We start from the raw sequence: 21,434 nt of genomic DNA on the forward strand, positions 1-21,434 counted from the left end.
TTCATGACTGCAGACGTTTCCCTGTGGCCGCTGATCGGCGTCGCCGTCGTCATCGTCGGCTTCGTGCTGCGCTTCAACCCCGTCCTCGTCGTCGCGGTGGCCGGCATCGCGACCGGCCTCGCGGCCAAGCTGCCGCCGGACCTCATCCTCGCCAAGCTCGGCACCGGCTTCGTAAAGACGCGCAACCTGCCGCTGACCCTGCTGCTGCCCCTGCCCATCATCGGCCTGCTGGAGCGCCACGGCCTGCGCGAACGTGCCCAGACTTGGATCGCAGGCATACGCTCGGCGACGGCGGGCCGTCTGCTGGTCGTCTACCTCTTCATCCGCGAGACCGCCGCGGCGCTGGGCCTGACGTCGCTGGGCGGCCATGCCCCGATGGTTCGGCCCCTGGTCGCGCCCATGACCGAAGCCGCCGCCGAGAAGACCCACGGCCCCGTGCCGCAGGCCGTGCGCGACAAGTGGAAGGCCATGGCCGCAGCGACCGACAACGTCGGCCTCTTTTTCGGCGAGGACATCTTCGTCGCCTTCGGCTCCATCGTGCTGATGCAGACCTTCCTGGCCGAGAACGGCATCGTCACCGACCCGCTGCACATCGCCCTCTGGGGCATCCCGACCGCCATCGCCGCCTTCGTCATCCACGCCGCGCGGCTGATCCGGATGGACCATCGCCTGCCGCAGGACATCGCCCGCGCCCGTGCTGAAGAGGAAGCCAAGCCATGACCGCCCTCCTCAAGCTCGACCAGCTCTTCCTGCTGACCGGCGCCGCGCTGCTCATCGTCGCCTGGCTGACCTGCCGCGACCACAGCAACCCGCGGCGCTGGAGCAGCGGCCTGCTCTGGGCCTTGTGGGCCGTCATCTACCTGGTCGGCGACAACCTGCCGCCCGTCGTCTGCGGGTTGATCGTCCTCATGCTTGCCGCACTCGGCGGCCTGGGCGGCGTGTCCTTCGGCAAGCATCCGGCACGCGAGCCCGCCGAGCGCCAGGCCAGCGCGGCGCGCCTGGGCAACAAGCTCTTCCTGCCCATCCTGGCCATCACGACACTGGCGCTGGTCGGCACGCTGACCTTGAAGGACGTCCACGTCGGCGGCCTGCTGCTCGTCGAACCCAAGAACGTCACGCTGATCAGCGTCGGCCTCGGCGCACTGGTCGGCCTGGTTGGCGCCTTGTGGATGACGCGCGAACGTCCCATGCAGGCCCTGCGCGAGGCGCGCCGCCTGCTGGAGACCATGGGGCCGGCGGTCCTGCTGCCGCAGCTGCTGGCCACGCTGGGCCTGTTGTTCACCGATGCTGGTGTCGGCAAGGCCGTGGCCCATCTCACCACCAGCTATATCCCCGTCGACAACGCCTTGTTCGCGGTGGCAGCCTACGCCCTGGGCATGGCGCTGTTCACCATGGTCATGGGCAATGCTTTCGCGGCCTTCCCGGTCATGACGGCCGGCATCGGCATCCCCATCCTGCTTGGCATGCACCACGGCAACCCGGCCGTGATGGCCGCCATCGGCATGTTCTGCGGCTACTGCGGCACACTGATGACGCCCATGGCCGCCAACTTCAACATCATCCCCGCCGCCCTGCTCGAGCTGAAGGACAAGAACGCCGTCATCCGCGCGCAATGGCCCACGGCGCTGATGCTGCTGGGCGTCAACATCGTCCTCCTCAAGGTGCTGATGTTCTGATGCAGGACGAGCTGTTCGGCGGCCCGCCCGAGAAGCGGCCGCGCGGTGTGCAACCCGCGCCGCCGGTGCCCGAAGACCTGGCGCTGGCAGCAAGTCTGTCGCCACACATCCATCTCGGCACGTCGACCTGGAGCTACCCCGGCTGGGAGGGGCTGGTCTGGGCTGGCAGGCACAGCGAGGCGACGCTGTCCAAGACCGGCCTCACGGCCTATGCCGCCCACCCGCTGCTGCGCGCCGTGGGCATCGACCGCGGCTTCTACCGGCCGATTGCGGCCAGCGACTTCGAGCGCCACGCGCAGCAGGTGCCCAAGGGCTTTCGATTCACGGTCAAGGCACCCAGCCTCGTCACGGATGCGCTGCTGCGCAGCGAGGACGGACGCGGCCAGGAACTCAACCCGCTGTTCCTGGATCCGACGGCGGCAATGCAGGATTTCATCGAGCCCGCTTTCGAAGGCCTGAGCGCCACGATAGGCGCCCTCGTCTTCCAGCTCAGCCCCTTGCCCGGGCCGCTGCTTGCGCGCATGAGCGAGCAGTTCGACCGGCTGCATGCACTGCTGCTGGCCCTGCCCAAGCCACCCGCCGGCGTCATCGCTGTCGAGGTGCGCGACGCGGCCTGGCTGACTCCGGATCTCGCGGCCCTGCTGCGCGACACGGGCGCGCGCTACTGCGTCGGCCTGCATCCCAAGCTGCCGCCGCTGGCCGAGCAACTGCCGCTGCTGCGCGCGCTGTGGCCGGGGCCGCTGGTGGTGCGATGGAACCTGAACCGCCTGCACGGCCCCTATGGCTACGAAGAGGCCGAGAAGCGCTATGGCGAGTTCAACGAGATGCTGGACCCCGACTCCGAGACGCGCGCCGAATTGGCCCGCATCATCCGCGGCACCGCGGGCGCCGGGCAGGACGCCTTCATCACCATTTCCAACAAGGCCGAAGGCTCGGCGCCGCTGAGCGTTCGGGCACTCGCTCAAGCCATCGTCGACGGCTGACTCAGCGCTTGGCCGGCAGCTGGGGCTCCGGCAGATTGCCGCCCTCTGCTTCCCAGCGACTGACATCTTCGCGATGCTGCTTACCGTCGTGGCGCACGCGGCGTTGGTGATGCTTCTGGCCCAGGTGCTGGACCAGCTTCATGGTCAGGGCCGAGGTGGCGAGGACGGCAAGAACGGGCTTGAGGATCATGGTGGCCTCCGCTGGCAGGGGTTGCTTGATCGTGGTCGATCCGCAACCACGCGCCCGTCGGCCGCCAGCTTCAAGGGCTGTAGGAGCAGACCTCAGCCCTGCAGCGGCCAACGTGCAATGACGTCATGCTGCGTCAGGCCCTGGGGGCTGGAAACGAGGACGAGCTCGCTCGCCGTCCAGCCCGCCAGGTCGACCTCCCAGGCAGGCGCCGGGCGCTTGTCGTAGCGCAGCGTCAGATGGGGCTCATAGTCCTTCACTGCCGGCAGGCCATGGTCGACCAGTCGATCAGCCAGCGCGTCGCGCAGCTCGCGCACCGCCTCCAGGCTCTGGCCGCCGGTCAGGACGAAGGGGTGCTGGCGTGCGCCTTCGCGACCCCAGCTCGCAAAGCGCTCGAAGCCGACGTCGAAGGCCGGCCAGACAAGCTCGGCCGCCGCGCGCATCGCCTGCGCCACGAGCTGCGGGTCAGGCTCACCCTCGAAGCGGCCGAAGTAGTGCAGCGTGATGTGGAAGATGCGGCTCGGCCTGAACCGCGGCACGAGGCCGCGCGCCACATGTTCGGCGGCTGCGGCGCGCGCAATGCGCTCGGCCGCCTGTTCATCCGGCCGCAGCGCGAAGAAGAGCTTGTGGCCGGCCACGGCCTCAATTGGTGGCAGCGGAGGCGGCCTCGGCCGCACGCTTGGCGGCTTCGTCGATGCTGCTCTGCACCTGCTCGCCAACGGCCTTTGGCATGGGCAGGGCGGCACTGGCCGCCGGTGAACCAGGCGGCGGCTTCAAGGCCGAGGCCTGCTTCTTGACCAGCGACAGCACGATGGCCGCGACGATGACGAGGGCGAGAAGGCTGAAGGCTGCGCGCATGAATTGCTCCGTGAAGGCGCGGCAGCTTAACGCTCCGGCCGCGAACCCTGAAGCCCACGTGCCACGCAACGCTGCCGCAACGCCTGGCCACCACAGTCGCTGCATGTCGATGGACGAGAACACCACCCGGCTGCGAGCACTCGCGGCGCCGCGCTGCGGTCTGCTCACCTGGTGGGCACCGGGGCCGGGTGCGTTCAGCGCCCGCGTGGTGCTGGACGATGGCAGCCAGCGCGACTTCGACAGCCCCTTCGAGCTGGCGCGCTTCCTGAGCACCCCTATGTCGAATGCACCGGCCACGTCGAGCGGCCTGCGCTGACCTCGCACAATCCGCGCATGCAAGAACCGTCGGGTGCCGAGCTGGAGTTGCGCGTGTTGGGGCCGGTGCGCCTTTGGCGCGGTGGCCATCCCGTGGCGTTGACGAACCGCAAGACGCAGGCGCTGCTGCTGGTGCTCGCGCTGGACGGCGGCGCCAGCCGCCCGCATTTGTGCGCGCTGCTGTGGCCGGATCTGGACGAACCCAGCGCGCGCCGCAACCTGCGCCGCGAGTTGGCGCGGCTGCGCGAGGCGGGCGTGCCCGAATCCTTTCGGGCCGATGACGACCATCTGCACCCTGGCGATACGCTGCGTTGCGACCTGCTGCTGGCCGAAGCCATGCCCGAGCTGGCGCTTGCGGGCTGGCCGGGCGAGCTGGCGGACGGCCTGCAGCTGGACGACGCGCCGCAGTTCGCGCCGTGGCTGAGCGCCGCGCGCGAGCGGGCACTGCGACTGCGGCTGCGCGCGCTGGAGGCCGCGGCCGCAGCCGCCGAGGTGCGCGCCGACCTGCCCGCCACGCTGGGCTATGTGCAGACCCTGCTGAGCGAGGACGGCCTGCAGGAGCGGCATCACCGCCAGGCCATGCGCCTGCTGGCTGCCACTGGCCAGCGCGAGGCGGCATTGCGCCAGTTTGAGCGCTGCCAGGCCATGCTGGCGGCCGAGCTGGGGCTGGCGCCCATGCCCGAGACCGTGGCGCTGGCGCAGTCGCTGCGCGGCAGCGCGCCGGCTGCCCCGCCCTTGCCCATCCGCCCCCCGCAGGCCTGGCCGGAGCGCCTGCCCTTCGTCGGCCGGGCCACCGAGGTGGCGCGGCTGCAAGGCGCCTGGGCGCGCCGCACCGCAGTCGTCATCGTCGGCGAGGCTGGCGTCGGCAAGACCCGCCTGGCCACCGATTTCGCGGCCTCGCAGGGCGCCTATGCGCTGGTGCGCTGCCGCAGCGGCGACCATGACATCGCCTTCGGTGCCTGTGCCCGCGTGCTGCGCGTGCTGGCTGGCGAGCCGCCCGACCTGCGCGGGCTGGACGACTGGATCGTGGCCGAAGTGACCCGGCTGCTGCCCGAACTGGGCCCGGCACCGGCGCCGCTGCGCACGCAGGCCGAGCGGCTGCGCTTCGACGAGGCCTGCATCCAGGCCTGGCTGGCGCTGTCGCGCGGCGCCTTCGACGCCCTCGTGCTGGATGACTGGCAGCTGGCCGACCCCGCCAGCCGCACGCTGCTGGCCCGCGCCGCCGCACGCCGCCGCGAGGCCGGCTCGGAAGGCACCATCGAGCTGGTTTGCTGGCGCGGCGCCAGCGACGACCCCGAACTGCTGGGCTTCAGCGCGGCACTCGCGGCCGAGACGGTCGCGCTCGGTCCCTTGTCGGCGGAAGCGGTGTACGAGCTGGTGCGCCAATTGTCCGGCGCCGCCGACCCGGTGCGCTTTGCCGAGCGCCTGTGCAGCGCCACCGGCGGCCACCCCTACTTCATCTCGGAGACGCTGCGCGACCTGGCCGAGACTGCGGTGCTGGACGTCGACGAGCAAGGCCGCTGGCGCACTCCGTTCGACGCCGTGACGCAGGACTACCGCGAGCTGCCCATGCCCGCCAGCGTGCGCGAGGCCGTGCTGGCGCGGGTGCGCCGACTGGACGCGCAGACGGCACGCCTGCTCGAAGCGGCCGCGCTGGCCGGTGAGCCTTTCGGTGCCGCCTGGCTGGCCTCGGCCTGCGCGCTGTCGGAACTCGAGACGGTGCAGGCGCTGGAGCAGGCAGCACGCGCCCAGCTCGTGCGGGCCCATGCGGCCGGCGGCTATGCCTGGGCGCACGACCTGGCACGCCAGGCGCTGGACTCGGCCCTGGAGCCGGTGCGGCGGCGCCTGGTGCACCACCGCCTGGCGCTGGGGGCCGAAGCGCTGGGCGCAACCGCCGAGGCCGCGCGCCATTTCGAAGCCTGCGGCGAGCCCCGACGTGCCGTCGCCCACCGGCTGGCCGCTGGCGATGCCGCCCGCGCGCTGGCGGCACTGGGCGAAGCGGCGCGGCACTGGCAACACGGCTTGGCCGACGAGCCGACGCCGCCCCAGGCCGCCATGCTGCTGGCCCGTTTGCTGGAGGCTGAAAACGGCCTGGGCCGCCGCACCGAGGCCGAGGCCTGCCGGCAACGCCTGGAAGACCTGCGCGCAGGCACCGCACTGCCGCCCGATGTCGAGGTGGACGCGGGCCACGCTCTCGCCCGCTATCTCGTGCGCGGCGAGGGCGCCCAGGCCGCACTCGCCCTGCTCGACGCGCTGCCCCTGCCGACCGACGACAGCCAGCGGCTGCGCGGCTTGTCGCTGCGCATGGACGCGCTGCAACGGCACGGCCGCATCGACGAGGCTCGCATGCTGGGCGATGAGGCGCTGGCCCTCGTCCACCCCGCCCACCCCGAGCGCGCGGAGCTGCTGGCATCGCTGGCCATGCTGGAGTTCTCCGCCGCGCATTTCGATGCGGCTGTCACGCGTGCCGACCAGTTCGTCACCGCCAGCCGGCAGCGCGGCGACGGCATGCTAATCGCCCGCAGCCTGCAATTGCGCGGCGCCTTCCAGGCCGAGCGCGGCAACGTGGACGCCGCCGAGGCCGACCTGCGTGAAGCCGCCGCGCTGGCCGGGCGCTTTGGCAACCGGCCCACGCAGCTGTTCTCCCTGTACAACCTGGCGGTCACTTTCCTGCAGCAAACGCGCCCCGGCGACGCGCTGCCGGTGGCCCTGGAAGGCTGGGCCTTGTGCGCCGACCAGAAGGGCAGCGAGGCCAGGACGATGTTCCGCGCGCTGTTCATCGACGCCTATTTCATGCTCGGCGACTGGGGCCGCACCTGGGCCCACATCGAGCCGGCCATCGACGAGATCATCGCCATCGGTCAGCCGATGTCCATCGCCGGCATTGCGATGGCGGTGCTGGAGCCGATGGCGGTGCTGGGCCAGTGGCCACGCGCCGCGGCCCTGCTCGCGGCGCTGGACCACGATGCGCTGGCCCAGTCGCCGCAGGCTGGGCAGCCGGTCTGGCTGGCTTGCGCGGTGGGCGCGCTGCTGCGCGGTGAGGTGAGTGAAGCGCGAAGCTGGTTGCGGCGCCTGGGGCCGCCCGACGAACTCGAGAACCCACGTGTCCGGCAGCGGCTCGCGCTCGTGGACGCCCAACGCTGTTGCTGCGAAGGCGACCTCGCCGGCGCGCTGGCGCGGTTGCCCGACGACGACGCGCCGGGCATGAACGACGAACTGAGGCTGCGCATGCTGGCGGTGCGCTGCCGCGCCGGTGCCGACGCGTCACAGCTGGCTCTGGCCCGGGCGGTGCTCGATGACCCCCGCACCAACGCCACCGCCGCGCTGGAGCTGGCGCAGGCGCTGGGCGGCAAGGTGCTCGCAGCCCGGTTGGAACGCCTGGGCGCCAGCCTGGCCGACTGGCCCGAGATCCAGGCCAGCTTGCGCACCACCTGGCTCTGAACAGGCGCGCCGCAACGGCGCGGCAACGGCCGCGTTCTACCGTGGCGGCACCGCATCTCGGAGCACGCCATGAAACTGATCGCATTCCTGATGGCCGGCCTGCCGGCCGGCAGCGCCCAGACCGACAACGGCATCGACTGGACCGTGGCTGCGGTCGTGCCTGAACCGTGGCTGGTGGGCAGGCTGGCCCGGCGCCGGCTGACAACACGCAGGGCGCCGTTACTGATCAGATGCGCACGACTTGCCGCGGCGGCCTCATTGCTGACCCTGTCGCTTTCAGCGACGGCGGCCGGTGTCTTTGTGGAGGCGCTCCTGCTCACGCAAAGTGCCGACAACGTCATCACGACCGGCTCCTGCACACCCGGCAGCACCGCTTCTTTCGAGTGCGTGGGGTTCGGTCGGTTCATCGGGCTCGGCTCGCCAACGACGGACGCCGGCACTGTGACCCATCTGCGTTCGGTATTCGACGCCGGCAACGTCTCGCAGGTGCCAAACTTCGTGATGAACGCCAGGGCACACGCATTCGCATCCTTCGGCCAACTGCACGCGTCCACCTTCGTCCAGATTCAAGGTGCGGGCGGCAACGACGTCTCCATCGGTGGACGCGCCACGGCGCAATTGACGGATCGCGTGACCATCAACTCGACCGTGCTGCCCGCCGGAACCCCCGTGTCGGTCAAGGTGTTGATGGACGTGAGCGGGCAAGGCGGCGGGCGGCTCTCCTTCGGCATCAACCAGTTCAATCAAAACGTGGACGTGTCGGACGATTTCGGCGGCGACGCGTTGAAGGACTACGAAACGACCTTCTCCGCCAAAGTGGGTGAAAAGGTCAGCGTCACCTATGGGCTCGTGGCCTTTACGCGAATGTTTTCCAACGGCTGGGGGCCAGGCGATGTGCTCAATGGGCGCAACAACAGTGCCGACTACGGCAACTCCGCCTACCTCTACATGGGCGGCCTGGACCCCGCGCTGGGCATCACGCTGCAAAGCGACAGCGGCTTCACCTACGCCGTGCCATCGGCGGTGCCCGAACCTGTCGCGGCATGGCTGCTGCTGATCGGGCTGCCTGTGCTGGCGTGGCGAACTCGCAGGCCGAATCGTCGCGTTTGAAGGGCGTGGCGCGGGGTGCCGGGCCGACAGGCACAAGTCAGGCACCCGTCAGGCACTTCATCCTTCTTCACCCGCTCGATACCAGCCGGCAGCCTGCCCACCGCAGCATCCCTCGGCGGCCCAGCCTTCTTCGGGCCGTCACCAGAAGGGAGGCGTATGCAAAAGTCATTGATAGCGGCGGCTCGCATCGGCGGGGCTGTGGTTCTCGCTCTGCAGCTCTGCGTCGGCGCGTGCGCGGCGCCGCTGGAGGCCGACATCCAGCGCAAAGTGCGCGAGGCGACCTTTGAAGTCGTCCTGCCCAAGCCGGCCCAGGAGTCCGTCACCTACGACAAGCCCTGGCAGGAGCTGATTCCCTACCAGCTGCGCTCCGACAAGTACGTGTCGATAGGGACTGCCTTCGCCATCGGCCCGAACCAGTACGCCACGGCGATGCACGTGCTGATCGCAGCGTTCGGCGACTCGCGCGGCGAGCCGATGTTGCGCGACGCGGACGGCAGGCTCTATCCGATCGCGCAGATCACCAAGGGCTCTATCGACCAGGACTTCGCGGTGTTCACGCTGGCCAAGCAGCCGGATCGTTCCGCCTTCCTGGAACTGAATGACAAGCCTGAGCTCAACGAGACGGTCTACGCCGTCGGCAACGCACTCGGCGAGGGCGTCGTCATGCGGGAAGGGAACTACACGTCGGACACGCCGGAAGACGAGAGCGGGCGCTGGAAGTGGATGCGGTTCTCCGCGCCGATATCGGGCGGCAACAGCGGCGGACCACTGATCGACGTCAAGGGCAGCGTGATCGGTCTCGTGCGCGCCATGCGCACCTCCGAGAACACGCTGAACATTGCCGTTCCCGCCGCACTCGTGAAGAGCGCGCCAGACCACCTGGTGAGCGTGGATTCGCGCGCCGTCGCCGGCTTTGCCGTCTTCGACAAGACGCGGTCGGGACGATTCAAGACGGACATCACTGCGCCAAAGAGCTTCGCCGAGCTGTCGGTGGCCTATATGAAGGCGGCGGACGAGTTCAATACGGCGCAGCTGCGCGGGCTGCTCGCCGACAACGCGAACGAGACTTTCCCCCGCGGCAGCGGCAGCGAACGGCTGCTTCACGGCCTCTACGAGCGCAGCGCGCCCGCCATCGTCGTGCAGAACGGCAACGGCAACTGGATCTTCACTCAGCCGAGCTACACGCGGCTCGATCTTGGCCGCGAGGGCTGGCAGGACTCGGCCAACTTCAAGGGATACCTCGTGTTCCACCGGCACAAGCCGAACAACGTCAATCAGGCGAAGTGGTATTCGGACGCCCAGATGGCCAGGGAGGTGGTGCTCAAGGCGTCCCCGGCCACGATCCACATCAATGCCGAGAATGCCAAGATCGTTTCAATGGGCGCTCCCACCGAGGACACCCTCTTCACCGACTCCTGGGGCCGGGTCTGGCAAGTGCGCGCCTGGCACATCACCACCTGGTTCGGCAGCGACTGGCTGGTCGAATTCGACCTGCCCGTGCCCGACGGTACGGTCGGTTTCGAGAGCAGGGTCTCCACGCTGGGGCGCGATTTCCAGATCGAGCGGATGAAGCTGCTGACCGGCTTCTTCGCGGCGTCCTACGAAGGAAAGCTCTCGCAATGGGACCGCTTCCTGTCACAGCGGCCCCTGCTGCCCAAGCCGCTGGCGGCATCGGTGCTGCATATCGACTTTGGCCGCAGCTTCGCCTTCGACGATCGCCGCTTGGCTTTCAGCTACGGGCCCGAGTTGCAGAAGATCGATCAGGACGGCCGCCTGCGGCTGGACTTCGCATTCACCCGTGACGCCGCGGATGCCCAGTTGGGCATCGCAGGCATCGTGGCCTACAACGCCGACGAGAAGACCGAGATCGACGTCTTCCGCCATGGGACACCCGCAGAGGCCGGGAGCGAGGCTGCGAAGACGGAATGGCGCAAACGGCTGCATCACGCCCACCCCTACGACAGCGTTGCGCTGACCGCGAACGACAGGCAAATGATCAGCACGATCTATGGCGTTGCGGATACCCAGCCGGCCCCGGACGTCCTCTATACCTTCCAGTACCGCGCCGAGACCGGCACGCCGCAGGACCGGATGAAGGCCAAGCTCGACCTGCTGATGCAACAGGCGAAGGTCAACGAGCGCTGATCGCGCGGCGGTACGCTCGCCCGACCGAACCGCGACAGCACGATGGCCGCGAGGATGACGAGGGCGAGAAGGCGGAGGGCCGCTTGCATGGCGGGATGTGGTTGAGTTGATGAGATGCACAGCCCCCTGCTGCCTCGCTTGATCCAGCGCAAGGCCGCACCTACCTGTGCTGCCTAGCATGGCCCGAACCACAACGGAGACCCGCCATGCTGCTGCGCCTGCTTCTGCTCGCCGCGATCACCACGTCCACGCTGGCTCAGGGCGCACCCGCTCTGCCAGTTGTACAGGCTCAGCTGACCAGCCCGCCCTTCGTGCCGCCACCGACCGGGCGCAAGTCGCCGGCCAAGGTGATCGTCGAGCTGGAGGTCGTCGAGAAAGACATGCCCATCTCGGAGGGCGTCAGCTACACCTTCTGGACCTTTGGCGGCACCGTGCCGGGCAGCTTCATCCGCGTGCGCCAGGGCGACACGGTGGAGTTCCACCTGAAGAACCACCCGAGCAGCAAGATGCCCCACAACATCGACCTGCACGGCGTCACCGGCCCCGGCGGCGGTGCGGCATCCAGCTTCACGGCGCCAGGCCATGAATCGCAGTTCACCTTCAAGGCCCTCAACGAAGGCATCTACGTCTACCACTGCGCCACCGCGCCGGTGGGCATGCACGTGGCCAATGGCATGTACGGCCTCATCCTCGTCGAACCGCCGCAGGGCCTGCCCAAGGTGGACCATGAGTTCTACGTCATGCAGGGCGACTTCTACACGACCGGCAAATACCGCGAGAAGGGCCAGCAGCCCTTCGACATGGAGAAGGCCATCGCCGAGCAGCCGACCTATGTGCTGTTCAACGGCGCCGAGGGTGCGCTGACCGGTGACAAGGCGATCAAGGCCAAGGTGGGCGAGAGCGTGCGCCTGTTCGTCGGCAACGGCGGCCCCAACCTGGTGTCGAGCTTCCACGTCATCGGCGCCATCTTCGACAACGTGCGCTTCGAGGGCGGCACGCTGGCGCAGAAGAACGTGCAGACGACGCTGATCCCCGCCGGCGGCGCGGCCATCGTCGACTTCAAGGCCAAGGTGCCAGGCAGCTATGTGATGGTCGACCACTCCATCTTCCGCGCCTTCAACAAGGGCGCGCTGGCCATCCTGAAGATCGACGGTCCCGAGGACAAGAGCATCTATTCCGGCAAGGAGGTCGACTCGGTCTACCTGGGTGACCGCGCCGCTCCCAACCTCGGCGCCGTGACCACCGCCACCGCGGCCGCCGCGGGCGGCACCTTGACGGCCAAGGACCAGATCGCCGCCGGCCAGGCGCTGTTCGCCGGCACCTGCTCGGTCTGCCACCAGGCCAACGGCGCCGGGCTGCCGGGCGTGTTCCCGCCGCTGGCCAAGTCCGACTGGCTGGGGCAGGACGCCAAGCGCGCCGTCGGTGTCGTGCTGCACGGCCTGTCGGGCAAGGTCAAGGTCAACGGCAAGGACTACGACTCGGTCATGCCGCCGATGAACCAGCTCAACGACGACGAGGTCGCCAACATCCTGACCTATGTGCTGAACAGCTGGGGCAATGTGGGCGGCAGCGTCTCGGCCGACGAGGTCAAGAAGCAGCGTGCCGCCAAGCCCGCCACCACCAACCAGGCAGCACACTGATGGCCCTGGCCAGCGCGTTGCTGGGCTTGGCCGGCGCGGCCTATGTGGCCCTGCCGGCCGGCACGCTCAACAGCGTGCTGGCCCGCGACACCGACCGCGAACCGACGCGCGTCGCGGCCTTCCAGATGCGCGAGACGCCCGTCACGCGTAGCGAGTTCGGCCGCTTTCTGTCCACCCACACCGAATGGCAGGCCAGCCGCGCGCCTGAGGCCTTCGCCGGTGCCGGCTATCTGCGCCATTGGGCCGAGACCGGCGGTGATGACACCCCCGTCACCGAGGTCAGCTGGTTCGCCGCCCAGGCCTATTGCGAGTCCGAGGGCGGCCGACTGCCGACCTGGTACGAATGGGAATACGCCGCCGCGGCCGACGCCACGCGCACCGACGCGCGCGGCGATCCGGCCTGGCTGGCGCGCATCCTGGGCTGGTATGCCCGCCCGGCCAACCGCGCGCTGCCAGCAGTAGGGGGCTCGGCGAACGTCTACGGCGTGCGCGACCTGCACGGCGTGGCCTGGGAATGGGTGGACGACTTCAACGCCCTGCTCGTCAACGCTGACAGCCGCAGCGCCAGTGACCCGGACCGGCTGAAGTTCTGTGGCGCCGGCGCCATCGACCTGCAGGACCGCCAGAACTACGCCGTGCTGATGCGCGTGGCGCTGCTTTCTTCTCTCAGCGCGGCCGACAGCACCGGCAGCCTGGGCTTTCGATGTGCTCGCGAGGTAAAGCCATGAAACGATTTCTGATCTGGGCCTGGCTGTTGCTGGCCGGCGCGGCCATGGCCGCCCTGCCCGGCGATTCGGTCTACCAGCTGGATGCCAGGCTGACCAACCAACAGGGCCAGGTGATCCGCCTGGATGGCGGACGCGGCCAGCCGGTGCTGGTCAGCATGTTCTACACCTCCTGCCAGTTCGTCTGCCCGATGCTGATCGACGCGGCGCGCGACACCGAGGCGGCTCTGACCGAGGCCGAGCGCCGGCGCGTGAAGGTGCTGCTGATCAGCTTCGACCCGGCGCGCGACACGCCGGCCAAGCTGGAAGCCATGGCCAAGGAGCGTGGGCTGGACGCCTCGCAATGGACGTTGGCCCGCACCGACCCGGCCACGGTGCGCAAGATCGCCGCGCTGCTGAAGTTCCAGTACCGCGCCCTGCCCGACGGAGAGTTCAATCACAGCGCCGAGCTCATCCTGCTCGACGGCGAAGGCCGCATCACGGCGCGCACCTCCATGCTGGCCGGCGCGGATGCAAACATGGTCAACGCGATCCGCAAGCAGGTGGCGGCGCGCCAGCCCTGACCGTCAACGGCGGCGCGTCGACACCACGAAGCGAACCAGCCGGCGCTGCGCGTCCGCCGTGACGCCAAAGGACAGCGTGCCCCAGTCCCGCTCGTACACCAGATAGACCGGCACGCTGCCGGGGCGAAAGCGCGGCGACGGGATCTCAGTCTTGAAGTCGAGCCCGTAGTGCGCGCCGATGGCCGTGCCGTCGATGCCCCCGCCCTCGCGCGGTGTCGCGCTGAGGAAGATCGTGCCGTCGCCTATGTCGGGGTCGGGCATGCGCAGGTCGATGACCTCATACGCCCCGCCCTTGCCTGCAGCCGGCGCCCAGGCCTCGATGGCGGCTGTGTCGGCATCCGGGTCCCGCACCAGGGTGACGCCGAGGAGGCTTGAGACCTTGGCGGGATCCAGCGCTGGCTCGGCCACCAACTGGTCAATCATTGCGAAGAGGGTCAGGTCGCTCATGGGCTGGCGCTCCGAAAGGGATGCGGGCTTCAAAGATCAGGGGAAGAGGGTCACGCCGCTCAGGTCAGCGTAATCGAGCTGCTTGGCCGGATCGGACGCATGGGCACTGTTCCAGGTGTCGATATGGCCGCGGCCATAGTAGGTCTTGTAGTCTTCATGGGTCGTGCTGGTGATGAGGTCGCCAAACTCCTTGGCCATCTCCTGGCGCGCCGTGGCCTCGTCGATGTCGCCTTTTTCCAGCTTGTCGTAGATCGCCATGAATTTGCCGGAGGCGTCGGCCGGCACCTCGCTCACCACGCCCTCGGCCGCATGCTCCTTGGCGGCCCGGCAGGCCACGAGCTGGGCTTCGCCTTCGTCGATGAAGTCCACCTCGGTGGCCTTGCGCACATATTCCAGCCCGTCCGCCACGCTGTTCAGCGTGGGCTTGGGCGGCGGCATGAACAGCGCGTGGCCGGTCTCGTGCGCCAGCCCACCCAGGGCCTCGTCGAGCGGGTCGCTGGGGTCGATGGCGATGGTCTTGTTGACCTTGTCGCAGTAGCTACCCCCGCCCGGCTCGTTGAGCTTGATGACCCATTTGTCCTGCTGCAGCTTGACGATATTGGTCTTGAGCGTGGGCGACTGGGCCAGCTTCTCGTTGATCCCCTTGAGCCCCTTCTTGATGGTCTTGCTGCCCTTGGGCACTTTCTCCAGCGGCGTTTCGGCGAGCTGGTTGGTCTTGTCGACCACGGTCTGGGCCAACTTCTTCAGCTCGCTGTCCGACATCGGCTTGTCGGTCTTGCCGAGCTGGTTCTTCAGCGCCTGGTCGAGGATGCGCTTTTGCTCGTCGTTGAGCTTGGCCGAGCCCTTGAGCTGCTTCAGCTCGGTGCCCGTCGAGCCGAACTTTGCGGTGCCGCTGTCGACATTGGCCTTGCGCGCTACCGCCCTGGCGCAGTCGGCCACGGCAGTCTTGAATTCCGGCAAGGCCTTGATGGCGTCGACATAGGCCGTGATGGTCTTGGGGTCGGCGGGCAGCTTGGCCTTGGCCTGGGTGACCGCATCGAATGCGGCCGTCAATCCGCTCGGTGCCGTGGCCGGCAGGGCCTTGAGCGCCTTGTCGATCTCCGCCTTGGTGTCGTCGTATTTCTTTTTCAGCTGCTGCATGGCCTTGGTCTCGGCCTTGAGGTAGTCAGCCACCTTCCTGCCCAGCACGTCCAGGGCCTTGGCAGCCAGCATGAAGTCCTGCAGGGTCTTGGGGTCAGCCACCAGGCCATTGCGGGCGCTCTGCACGGCGGCATGCGCTGATTCCACGCCGGGCGGCGCCGCACCGGGCACCTTGGCCAGATCGCCCTGCTCGAGCTTGAGCTTGGCGGCGTCGTACTTGCCCTTGGCCGTGGCCACCGGGTCGTTCTTCGTGGGTTTGGCGTCGACCGACTCCAGCACCTCGCGCACGGCGGTCCGGGCGCCTCCTCGCTTGGGCAACTGGTCGGGCGGCGTGGACATGGGGAGCGCTCCTTCGGGGCGTCAAGGCCGCAGGGCCTCCGGCGGGATGGGGCGCGAGGATAGGAGCTCCCCGTGACCACGGTCAAGCCAGGACGCCGGCATCACACAGGAGTTCCAACGGCGATGCCGGGCGTCAGCAGGCGCTCCAGCAACTGCCGCACGCTGGTGATCTGGCTGCCGAAGGGCAGCCCGCCGCGGCCGCGGAAGAACAGACCCTTGTTGACCTCGCCCCGCAATGCCGACCCCAGGCGCTGGTCAATGCAGAACTGGCCCCAGCCCTTGAGGCCGTCGCGCAGGCCGCACTGGCTCAGGCAGTCGAAGGCCATCGTGCAGCGCTGCTTGAGCTGGGCCACGGCCTGCAGCCTTTCCTCGGCCTTCAGGTATTTGCGAAGCCACGGCGTCATCACCGCGCGGGCGGGCAGGCCGGCCACGCTGGTGAACTCGACCAGGTCCTCGTCACGCGCTTCCACCAGCACCTGCTTGAAGTTGGGGTGGGCGTCGCACTCCTCGGTGGCGACGAAGGCCGTGCCGAGCTGGGCCGCGTCGGCGCCCAGGGACTGCAGGCGCTGGATGTCCTCGCAGCAGCGCACGCCGCCGGCGGCGATCAGCGGCACCTGGCCCTCCACGCCAGCGTCGCGGATCAGCTGGCGCACCGCAGGCAGCACGGTCTCGAAGTCGAAGCGCGCGTCGCTCAGGTCGGCCACGCGCGCCGCGCCCAGGTGGCCGGCGGCATGGCCCGGGTGCTCGATGATGATGGCGCTGGGGATGCGTTGGCGGCGCTCCCATTTGCGCCACAGCAGCGCCACGCCGCGCGCGTCGCTGAGGATGGGCACGAGGGCCGTATTGGGGTGATCCTGGGCCAGCTCGGGCAGGTCCAGCGGCAGGCCGGCACCCACCACCAGCGCGTCCACGCCCTCCTGCAGCGCCGTGCGCACCGAGGCCGCGTAGTCGCTCACCGCGCGCATCACGTTGACGGCCAGCAGGCCACGCCCGCCGGCAATCCCGCGGGCCAGGCGGATCTCGCGCGCCAGTGCCTCCTGGTTGGCCTGCTGGATGACGGTCTTCTTGTTTTCGTCGCTGTCGCGCATGCCTTCGCTGCGCGCCATCAGGTCGGGGTGGTGGCGGCGCAGATCCACTGAGGCGATGGTGCCCCAGGCGCCCTGCGCGGCGACGCTGCCGGCCAGCCGATGGGCCGAGATGCCCACGCCCATGCCGCCCTGCACGATGGGCAGCAACTGCCGGCCGCGGATCAGCAGGGGTTTCAGGCTGGCCATGGCCATGCGGTCGAGAAGCGAAGGAGTGGTCATGGCGTAGGCGGATGAAAGGCGGAAGGGGCGATGCTGGGCGCAAGCGCCACGCACCACTTTGATCTGGTGCAAGGTCAGGTGGATTCGTCAACCGCCCAGCACATGCATGTCCGCACGCTCGGGCTGTAGCAGGCGCAGCTTGTCGCGCTGCTCGGAGTAGGCGTCGCCGCGCTGCGCCCAGATGCCGGCCAGGTGCTCCCGCAGCTCCGTCTCGCCGCCCTGGGAAGCGCGCAGCAACGGGCGCAGATCGTGGCCCTGGGGTGCGAACAGGCAGGTGAAGAGGCGGCCGTCCGCCGTCAGCCGGGCGCGCGTGCAGTCGCCGCAGAAGGCATGGCTGACGCTGCTGATGAAGCCGATCTCGCCCGCGCCGTCGGCGTAGCGCCAGCGCTGCGCCGTCTCGCCGCCACGGGTGGCGGGCAGCGGCAGCAGCGGCCAGCGCGCGGCGATGCGCGCACGCAGTTCGTCGCTGGGCAGCACCTCGTCCATCTTCCAGCCGTTGTGGCAACCGGCGTCCATGAACTCGATGAAGCGCAGCACCACGCTCGAGCCAAAGTGCTCGCGGAAGTGCCCGGCCAGCGGCAGCGCTTCGCCGTCGTTGACGCCACGGCGCACCACCATGTTGACCTTGATGCGCTCGAAGCCCGCGCGCTGCGCCGCCTCCAGCCCGCGCAGCACCTCGGCCACGGGGAAGCCGACGTCGTTCATGCGCTGGAAGACGGCGTCATCCAGCGCATCGAGGCTCACTGTGAGGCGGTTCAGGCCGGCGTCGCGCAGCGCAGCGGCCTGGCCGGCCAGCAGGCTGCCGTTGGTCGTCAGCGCCAGGTCGGGCGGCGTGCCGTCCAGCGTGCGCAGCGCGGCCAGCTGGCGCACGAGCGTGGCCAGGTCGCGGCGCAGCAGCGGCTCGCCGCCGGTCAGGCGCAGCGTGCGCACGCCCAGGGCCAGGGCCTGGCGGGCGACTTGGGCGATCTCCTCGAAGTTCAGCAGCTGCGACTGCGGCAGGAAGCGGTGGCCGGGGCCGAAGCGGCTGCGCGGCATGCAGTAGCTGCAGCGGAAATTGCAGCGGTCGGTCAGCGAGATGCGCAGGTCGCGCCAGGGGCGCTGGCGGCGGTCGTGCAGCGTGCCGTCCAGCGGTGCCAGCGAGGCGATCACACGGGGCATCCAAAGCAAAGGGGCTGTCCTTGCGTCCATGCCGGCATTCTGGGCAGCGGCCCCGGCCCGGCCCATCCGGCCGTGGCAGGACGAGGGCACCGGCGACCTACTCCTTTCGGGCGATGGCCGCCTCGTCCGCCCGCCGCGCACGCCGCGGCGGCAGCGCGTTACGGTGTCGACCATGAACATCGAGCATTTCAACGACCTGCTGGCCATGGCCCGTGCCCAGCCCGAGCCGCAACGGCTGCTGATGGTTTTCACCACGGCCGAGTGCGAACCCGACGCGACGCCCGAGCAGCGGGCCGCCCATGCCGCCGGCGAGGGCGGCGTGCTGCGCCCGCTGATGTGCGTGGACAAGGACCCGGCCGAGCTGCAGGACTTTGCGACCCTGGCCGCCGAGGCGCGCCACGCCGGGCCGGCCTGGCAACTGATGTTCACCGCTGCCCTGGCCGGCCGCACGACCACCAGCGAGATCCAGCGCATGCTGGAGCTGTTGACCAAGCGCGTGGAGACCGGTGAGTTCGGCGGGCTGCTGTCGTTCAACCCGACTGGCGAGACCGTGTTTATCGGCTAAACGATGGGGACGCCGCTGGCGTCCATCCCGTCTTCCTCGCTGCTCAGCAGGTAGGGCCCGGTGCCGGCGTTGTCGGCGCGCGAGGCGGGCACGAAGGCGCCAACGGCCACGTCGAAGACGTGCACCTCGCCGTCCTCGATGACGTAGTGCCAGCCGTGCAGCGTCAGCGACCGCGCCTCGACGCGCTCGCGCACCATCGGGTAGTCCATCAGCCGCTCCAGCTGCAGCACGATGGCGCGCTGCTCGGTGCGGCGCATCACCTCGGGGCCGGGCTCGGCCACCGGCAACGCGGCCTCGCGACCCAGGTCCAGCCAGCGGGCGAGGTTCTGCGCGGCCGGCGCCACCTCGCCGTACAGCGCCCGGATGGCGCCGCAATGGCTGTGTCCGCAGACGATGATGCGGTGCACCTGCAGGTTCAGCACCGCGTACTCGATGGCCGCCGCCGTGCCGTGGAAGCCCTGGCTCTGGTCGTACGGCGGCACAAAGGCGCCGACGTTGCGAACGAGAAAAAGCTCGCCCGGGCCGGCGCCGGTCAGCAGATAGGGCACGAGGCGCGAATCCGAGCAGCCGATGAAGAGTGTCAGCGGATGCTGGCCGTCGTCGACGAGATGCCGGAACAGCGAGCGCTGCTGCGGGAAGGCATCGGTCTGGAAGCGGCGCAGGCGTTCGAGCAGCTCGTCGGGCATCACTGCACCAATGGTGAACTCGCTTGCTGAAGCTCGACACCTTCCAGTCGCGCGTCCGCGGCCAGTGTCTGCAGGTACTGGCGCAGCGCGCTGATCTGATGCAGCTGGCGCATGCGCTGGGCCACGGCCTCGCGCACCTGCTCGAAGGCCGGCAGCCGCCCCGGCTCGCGTGCGTCGATGGCGGCGATGTGCAGTCCGAAGCGGCTGTGCAGCAGCTGCGGCAACACGCCGATCTCGCTGCGGCCGAACAGCTCCTTGGCGAACTCGGGCGCGCAGTCGTTCGCCGTCAGCCAGCCCAGCCGCCCGCCCTCGGCGCCACTCGGGCAGTTGGACAGCATCTTCGCCGCTTCGTCAAAAGCGGCCACGTCGCTGGCGCGCAGCTGGATCAGATGCCCTTCCGCGCGCTGGCGCAGCAGGCTCACGTCCACGCCGGGCGTGACGGCGAACAGGATGTGGCGCACCTGCACGCGCTCGCCCTGCGCGTAGTGCCTGGCGTTGGCCTCGTAGTGGCGCAGGCAGGCCGTCTCGTCCGGCTCGGGGCCGGCCAGCTCCCGGGCAATCAGCGCCTCGATGGCCTGGCTGGCCGCCTCGCTCAGCGCTCCCTCGCGCGGCGCGGGGTCGTCGGCTGCGAGCAGGCCCAGCTCGATGGCGCGCTGGCGCAGCAGCTCGGTGCAGGCGCGCTGGCGCAGCGCGGCCTCGTCCAGCGCCTCTTCGACGGCGGCGATCTCGATGTGGTTCACATGAGCCATGGTGGACCTCACTTCGGCAGGTTCAGGCGGCGCGAACGCACGACCTGGTAGGGGCGGAAGACGTAGAACACCGACGCCAGCCCGCTCCACACGTGCACCAGGCGGCTGAACGGGAACAGCAGGAAGATCGTCATGCCCAGCACCATGTGGACCTTGTAGGGCCAGGCCAGGGCCACGAGGCCGCTCGCGTCGGGGTTGAAGGTGACGATGCGCTGCGCCCAGTCGCTCAACACCAGCATGACCGTGCCGTCGGCGTGCGCCAGCGAGAACGGCAGCGTGATGAGGCCCAGGCTGAGCTGCACCCACAGGATCCACAGGATGGCGAGGTCCGTGCGGTGGCTGGTGAGGCGGATGCGCGGATCGGTCATGCGGCGCCAGATCAGCATCGACAGGCCAATGAAGCAGAACGTGCCGGCCACGCCGCCGGCCACGATGGCCAGCATCTGCTTAGTTGCAGGGCTGATGAAGTGCTCGTAGACGGCATGAGGCGTCAGCATGCCTACCGTGTGGCCAACGAACAGAAACAGGATGCCGGCGTGGAAGAGGTTGCTGCCCCATTTCATGCCCCGGCTGCGCAGCAGCTGCGAGCTGTCGCTCTTCCAGGTGTACTGATCACGGTCGAAGCGGGCCAGGCTGCCCATCAGGAAGACGGCCAGGCAGATGTAGGGGTAGACGACGAACAGGAAGTTGTGGACGGCGTTCATGCCTGGGCTCCCGGTTGATGCGCACTGGGCTTGCGCACGATGTGGATGGGCTGCGGCTGCTCGGGCCGCGACTGGCCGGCCGACGAGCAGCCGCCGAAGGCCTCGGGCTCGGCCCAGTCTTCGTCGAGCTCGGGCTCGGGCGGAATCTCGACGCGCTCGGCGCGCTCGCCCGCCAACTCCAGCGCGGCGGCCAGCACGCTGGCATAGGGGCTCTGGCGACGCTTCAACGCGCTGAAGATGGACCGCGTGATGTGAGCGATCTCGGCGAGGAAGTCGTGTGCCTCGCGGGCCGGCTGCGTGCTCGCGTACTCCAGCACCACGGCCAGGTGGTCGGGCAGCTCGCCGGGCGCGAGGTACAGGCCCGCACGCTCGTAGGTCTGCTGCAGGTCGACCATGGCCGGGCCACGCTCGCGCGAGTCGCCGTGGATGTGCTCGAACAGGTGCAGGGCCGTGCCGCGGCCGCGGTCGAAGAGGTCGACGAAATCGGCTTCCACGGCGAAGGGGTCGTCGCGATGAAGATGCTGCAGCAGCGCGCACAGCTCGTCGATGCGAGCCGCCGGCAGCGCGGCCTCGGCGCGCAGCGCCTGCTGCAGCTCGGGCACGGCGGCACGCAAGGCCGCATCCGGGTAGCGCAGCAGCGCGGCGAGCACGCGCAGGCTGTAGGGGGCGTGGGTGGGTTTGGTGAACATGGCGGCC

22 protein-coding genes are annotated in these 21,434 nt (G+C 69.4%); 11 read left to right on the top strand and 11 right to left on the bottom strand.

Annotation, left to right across the window (positions count from 1 at the left end; all coding sequences use genetic code 11):
* Positions 1 to 3 precede the first annotated feature (3 nt).
* The 3 genes from ASC91_RS14375 to ASC91_RS14385 are packed head-to-tail and all read left to right on the top strand — an operon-like array spanning position 4 to position 2,659.
* Positions 4 to 720 carry a DUF969 domain-containing protein gene (locus ASC91_RS14375; protein ID WP_056197835.1) on the top strand — a complete coding sequence of 239 codons (717 nt, stop codon included), beginning with the start codon at positions 4 to 6 and terminating at the stop codon, positions 718 to 720.
* The gene (locus ASC91_RS14380; protein ID WP_056197838.1) at positions 717 to 1,676 is read left to right on the top strand and encodes a DUF979 domain-containing protein; all 960 of its coding nucleotides are present in this window, start codon (positions 717 to 719) and stop codon (positions 1,674 to 1,676) included. The genes ASC91_RS14375 and ASC91_RS14380 overlap by 4 nt, the downstream gene beginning before the upstream one ends.
* Entirely contained in the window at positions 1,676 to 2,659 is a 984-nt protein-coding gene (locus tag ASC91_RS14385) for a DUF72 domain-containing protein (RefSeq protein WP_056197840.1), read from the top strand. The genes ASC91_RS14380 and ASC91_RS14385 overlap by 1 nt, the downstream gene beginning before the upstream one ends.
* Before the next feature lies 1 nt (position 2,660).
* Here the strand turns inward: ASC91_RS14385 and ASC91_RS14390 are convergent, their stop codons facing one another.
* From ASC91_RS14390 to ASC91_RS29825, 3 genes are all read right to left on the bottom strand, one after another.
* Positions 2,661 to 2,849, bottom strand: coding sequence for a hypothetical protein (locus tag ASC91_RS14390; RefSeq protein ID WP_056197841.1), 189 nt, complete (start codon positions 2,847 to 2,849; stop codon positions 2,661 to 2,663).
* Positions 2,850 to 2,941: 92 nt separating this feature from the next.
* Positions 2,942 to 3,484 (bottom strand): 2'-5' RNA ligase family protein, encoded by a 543-nt coding sequence (locus ASC91_RS14395; RefSeq protein WP_162247792.1) that lies wholly within the window; start codon positions 3,482 to 3,484, stop codon positions 2,942 to 2,944.
* Between the two features lie 4 nt (positions 3,485 to 3,488).
* On the bottom strand, positions 3,489 to 3,704 hold the full coding sequence (locus ASC91_RS29825) for a hypothetical protein (RefSeq protein ID WP_056197845.1): 216 nt from the start codon (positions 3,702 to 3,704) through the stop codon (positions 3,489 to 3,491).
* A gap of 103 nt (positions 3,705 to 3,807) precedes the next feature.
* Here ASC91_RS29825 and ASC91_RS14405 point away from each other — a divergent pair, with 103 nt between their 5' ends.
* From ASC91_RS14405 to ASC91_RS14435, 7 genes are all read left to right on the top strand, one after another.
* The gene (locus ASC91_RS14405) at positions 3,808 to 4,020 is read left to right on the top strand and encodes a hypothetical protein (RefSeq protein ID WP_157281630.1); all 213 of its coding nucleotides are present in this window, start codon (positions 3,808 to 3,810) and stop codon (positions 4,018 to 4,020) included.
* Between the two features lie 17 nt (positions 4,021 to 4,037).
* On the top strand, positions 4,038 to 7,460 hold the full coding sequence (locus tag ASC91_RS14410) for a BTAD domain-containing putative transcriptional regulator (RefSeq protein ID WP_056197849.1): 3,423 nt from the start codon (positions 4,038 to 4,040) through the stop codon (positions 7,458 to 7,460).
* 69 nt (positions 7,461 to 7,529) lie between these two features.
* Positions 7,530 to 8,570 carry a hypothetical protein gene (locus ASC91_RS14415; protein ID WP_056197851.1) on the top strand — a complete coding sequence of 347 codons (1,041 nt, stop codon included), beginning with the start codon at positions 7,530 to 7,532 and terminating at the stop codon, positions 8,568 to 8,570.
* A gap of 267 nt (positions 8,571 to 8,837) precedes the next feature.
* The gene (locus ASC91_RS14420) at positions 8,838 to 10,715 is read left to right on the top strand and encodes a serine protease (protein WP_162247793.1); all 1,878 of its coding nucleotides are present in this window, start codon (positions 8,838 to 8,840) and stop codon (positions 10,713 to 10,715) included.
* 206 nt (positions 10,716 to 10,921) lie between these two features.
* Entirely contained in the window at positions 10,922 to 12,355 is a 1,434-nt protein-coding gene (nirK, locus tag ASC91_RS14425) for a copper-containing nitrite reductase (RefSeq protein ID WP_056197860.1), read from the top strand.
* Positions 12,355 to 13,083 carry a formylglycine-generating enzyme family protein gene (locus ASC91_RS14430; protein ID WP_056197862.1) on the top strand — a complete coding sequence of 243 codons (729 nt, stop codon included), beginning with the start codon at positions 12,355 to 12,357 and terminating at the stop codon, positions 13,081 to 13,083. Before nirK ends, ASC91_RS14430 begins: the two co-directional genes overlap by 1 nt.
* Positions 13,080 to 13,643 carry an SCO family protein gene (locus ASC91_RS14435; protein ID WP_056197864.1) on the top strand — a complete coding sequence of 188 codons (564 nt, stop codon included), beginning with the start codon at positions 13,080 to 13,082 and terminating at the stop codon, positions 13,641 to 13,643. Before ASC91_RS14430 ends, ASC91_RS14435 begins: the two co-directional genes overlap by 4 nt.
* Positions 13,644 to 13,646: 3 nt before the next feature.
* Here ASC91_RS14435 and ASC91_RS14440 read toward each other — a convergent pair whose 3' ends face one another.
* The 4 genes from ASC91_RS14440 to moaA form a co-directional block, all read right to left on the bottom strand.
* Positions 13,647 to 14,090 (bottom strand): hypothetical protein, encoded by a 444-nt coding sequence (locus tag ASC91_RS14440; RefSeq protein WP_056197866.1) that lies wholly within the window; start codon positions 14,088 to 14,090, stop codon positions 13,647 to 13,649.
* Between the two features lie 36 nt (positions 14,091 to 14,126).
* Positions 14,127 to 15,569, bottom strand: a complete 1,443-nt coding sequence (locus ASC91_RS14445; protein WP_056197868.1) for a hypothetical protein — start codon at positions 15,567 to 15,569, stop codon at positions 14,127 to 14,129.
* Positions 15,570 to 15,670: 101 nt separating this feature from the next.
* On the bottom strand, positions 15,671 to 16,876 hold the full coding sequence (locus ASC91_RS14450) for a nitronate monooxygenase family protein (RefSeq protein WP_056199582.1): 1,206 nt from the start codon (positions 16,874 to 16,876) through the stop codon (positions 15,671 to 15,673).
* A gap of 87 nt (positions 16,877 to 16,963) precedes the next feature.
* Positions 16,964 to 18,034 (bottom strand): GTP 3',8-cyclase MoaA, encoded by a 1,071-nt coding sequence (gene moaA, locus ASC91_RS14455; protein ID WP_235532017.1) that lies wholly within the window; start codon positions 18,032 to 18,034, stop codon positions 16,964 to 16,966.
* Positions 18,035 to 18,206: 172 nt separating this feature from the next.
* Between moaA and ASC91_RS14460 the strand changes: the two genes are divergently transcribed.
* Positions 18,207 to 18,599, top strand: a complete 393-nt coding sequence (locus ASC91_RS14460; RefSeq protein ID WP_056197871.1) for a hypothetical protein — start codon at positions 18,207 to 18,209, stop codon at positions 18,597 to 18,599.
* On the opposite strand, the gene ASC91_RS14465 is transcribed toward ASC91_RS14460, so the two are convergent.
* From ASC91_RS14465 to narJ, 4 genes are read right to left on the bottom strand one after another with little or no spacing between them, the layout of a single operon-like run.
* A complete protein-coding gene (locus ASC91_RS14465) occupies positions 18,596 to 19,285 on the bottom strand; it encodes a carbonic anhydrase (protein WP_056197873.1) in 690 nt (229 codons plus the stop codon). The two genes, ASC91_RS14460 and ASC91_RS14465, sit on opposite strands and share 4 nt — an antisense overlap.
* Positions 19,285 to 20,034, bottom strand: a complete 750-nt coding sequence (locus ASC91_RS14470) for a peptidylprolyl isomerase (protein WP_082532687.1) — start codon at positions 20,032 to 20,034, stop codon at positions 19,285 to 19,287. Before ASC91_RS14470 ends, ASC91_RS14465 begins: the two co-directional genes overlap by 1 nt.
* 8 nt (positions 20,035 to 20,042) lie before the next feature.
* Positions 20,043 to 20,738, bottom strand: coding sequence for a respiratory nitrate reductase subunit gamma (narI, locus tag ASC91_RS14475; protein WP_056197877.1), 696 nt, complete (start codon positions 20,736 to 20,738; stop codon positions 20,043 to 20,045).
* A complete protein-coding gene (narJ, locus tag ASC91_RS14480) occupies positions 20,735 to 21,427 on the bottom strand; it encodes a nitrate reductase molybdenum cofactor assembly chaperone (protein ID WP_056197879.1) in 693 nt (230 codons plus the stop codon). The genes narI and narJ overlap by 4 nt, the downstream gene beginning before the upstream one ends.
* Positions 21,428 to 21,434 lie beyond the last annotated feature (7 nt).

This window comes from Pelomonas sp. Root1237, assembly GCF_001425055.1.
Lineage (GTDB): Bacteria > Pseudomonadota > Gammaproteobacteria > Burkholderiales > Burkholderiaceae_C > Pelomonas.

Excerpts from the sequence above, each read along its gene's own strand:
- ASC91_RS14410 (WP_056197849.1), top strand. The coding sequence starts at position 4,038 with ATGCAAGAACCGTCGGGTGCCGAGCTGGAGTTGCGCGTGTTGGGGCCG.
- ASC91_RS14405 (WP_157281630.1), top strand. The coding sequence starts at position 3,808 with ATGTCGATGGACGAGAACACCACCCGGCTGCGAGCACTCGCGGCGCCG.
- ASC91_RS14460 (WP_056197871.1), top strand. The coding sequence starts at position 18,207 with ATGAACATCGAGCATTTCAACGACCTGCTGGCCATGGCCCGTGCCCAG.
- nirK (WP_056197860.1), top strand. The coding sequence starts at position 10,922 with ATGCTGCTGCGCCTGCTTCTGCTCGCCGCGATCACCACGTCCACGCTG.
- ASC91_RS14430 (WP_056197862.1), top strand. The coding sequence starts at position 12,355 with ATGGCCCTGGCCAGCGCGTTGCTGGGCTTGGCCGGCGCGGCCTATGTG.
- ASC91_RS14380 (WP_056197838.1), top strand. The coding sequence starts at position 717 with ATGACCGCCCTCCTCAAGCTCGACCAGCTCTTCCTGCTGACCGGCGCC.
- ASC91_RS14440 (WP_056197866.1), bottom strand. The coding sequence starts at position 14,090 with ATGAGCGACCTGACCCTCTTCGCAATGATTGACCAGTTGGTGGCCGAG.
- ASC91_RS14435 (WP_056197864.1), top strand. The coding sequence starts at position 13,080 with ATGAAACGATTTCTGATCTGGGCCTGGCTGTTGCTGGCCGGCGCGGCC.
- ASC91_RS29825 (WP_056197845.1), bottom strand. The coding sequence starts at position 3,704 with ATGCGCGCAGCCTTCAGCCTTCTCGCCCTCGTCATCGTCGCGGCCATC.
- ASC91_RS14445 (WP_056197868.1), bottom strand. The coding sequence starts at position 15,569 with ATGTCCACGCCGCCCGACCAGTTGCCCAAGCGAGGAGGCGCCCGGACC.
- narJ (WP_056197879.1), bottom strand. The coding sequence starts at position 21,427 with ATGTTCACCAAACCCACCCACGCCCCCTACAGCCTGCGCGTGCTCGCC.
- ASC91_RS14415 (WP_056197851.1), top strand. The coding sequence starts at position 7,530 with ATGAAACTGATCGCATTCCTGATGGCCGGCCTGCCGGCCGGCAGCGCC.
- ASC91_RS14390 (WP_056197841.1), bottom strand. The coding sequence starts at position 2,849 with ATGATCCTCAAGCCCGTTCTTGCCGTCCTCGCCACCTCGGCCCTGACC.
- ASC91_RS14375 (WP_056197835.1), top strand. The coding sequence starts at position 4 with ATGACTGCAGACGTTTCCCTGTGGCCGCTGATCGGCGTCGCCGTCGTC.
- ASC91_RS14450 (WP_056199582.1), bottom strand. The coding sequence starts at position 16,876 with ATGACCACTCCTTCGCTTCTCGACCGCATGGCCATGGCCAGCCTGAAA.
- ASC91_RS14470 (WP_082532687.1), bottom strand. The coding sequence starts at position 20,034 with ATGGCTCATGTGAACCACATCGAGATCGCCGCCGTCGAAGAGGCGCTG.
- narI (WP_056197877.1), bottom strand. The coding sequence starts at position 20,738 with ATGAACGCCGTCCACAACTTCCTGTTCGTCGTCTACCCCTACATCTGC.
- ASC91_RS14465 (WP_056197873.1), bottom strand. The coding sequence starts at position 19,285 with ATGCCCGACGAGCTGCTCGAACGCCTGCGCCGCTTCCAGACCGATGCC.
- ASC91_RS14385 (WP_056197840.1), top strand. The coding sequence starts at position 1,676 with ATGCAGGACGAGCTGTTCGGCGGCCCGCCCGAGAAGCGGCCGCGCGGT.
- moaA (WP_235532017.1), bottom strand. The coding sequence starts at position 18,034 with ATGCCCCGTGTGATCGCCTCGCTGGCACCGCTGGACGGCACGCTGCAC.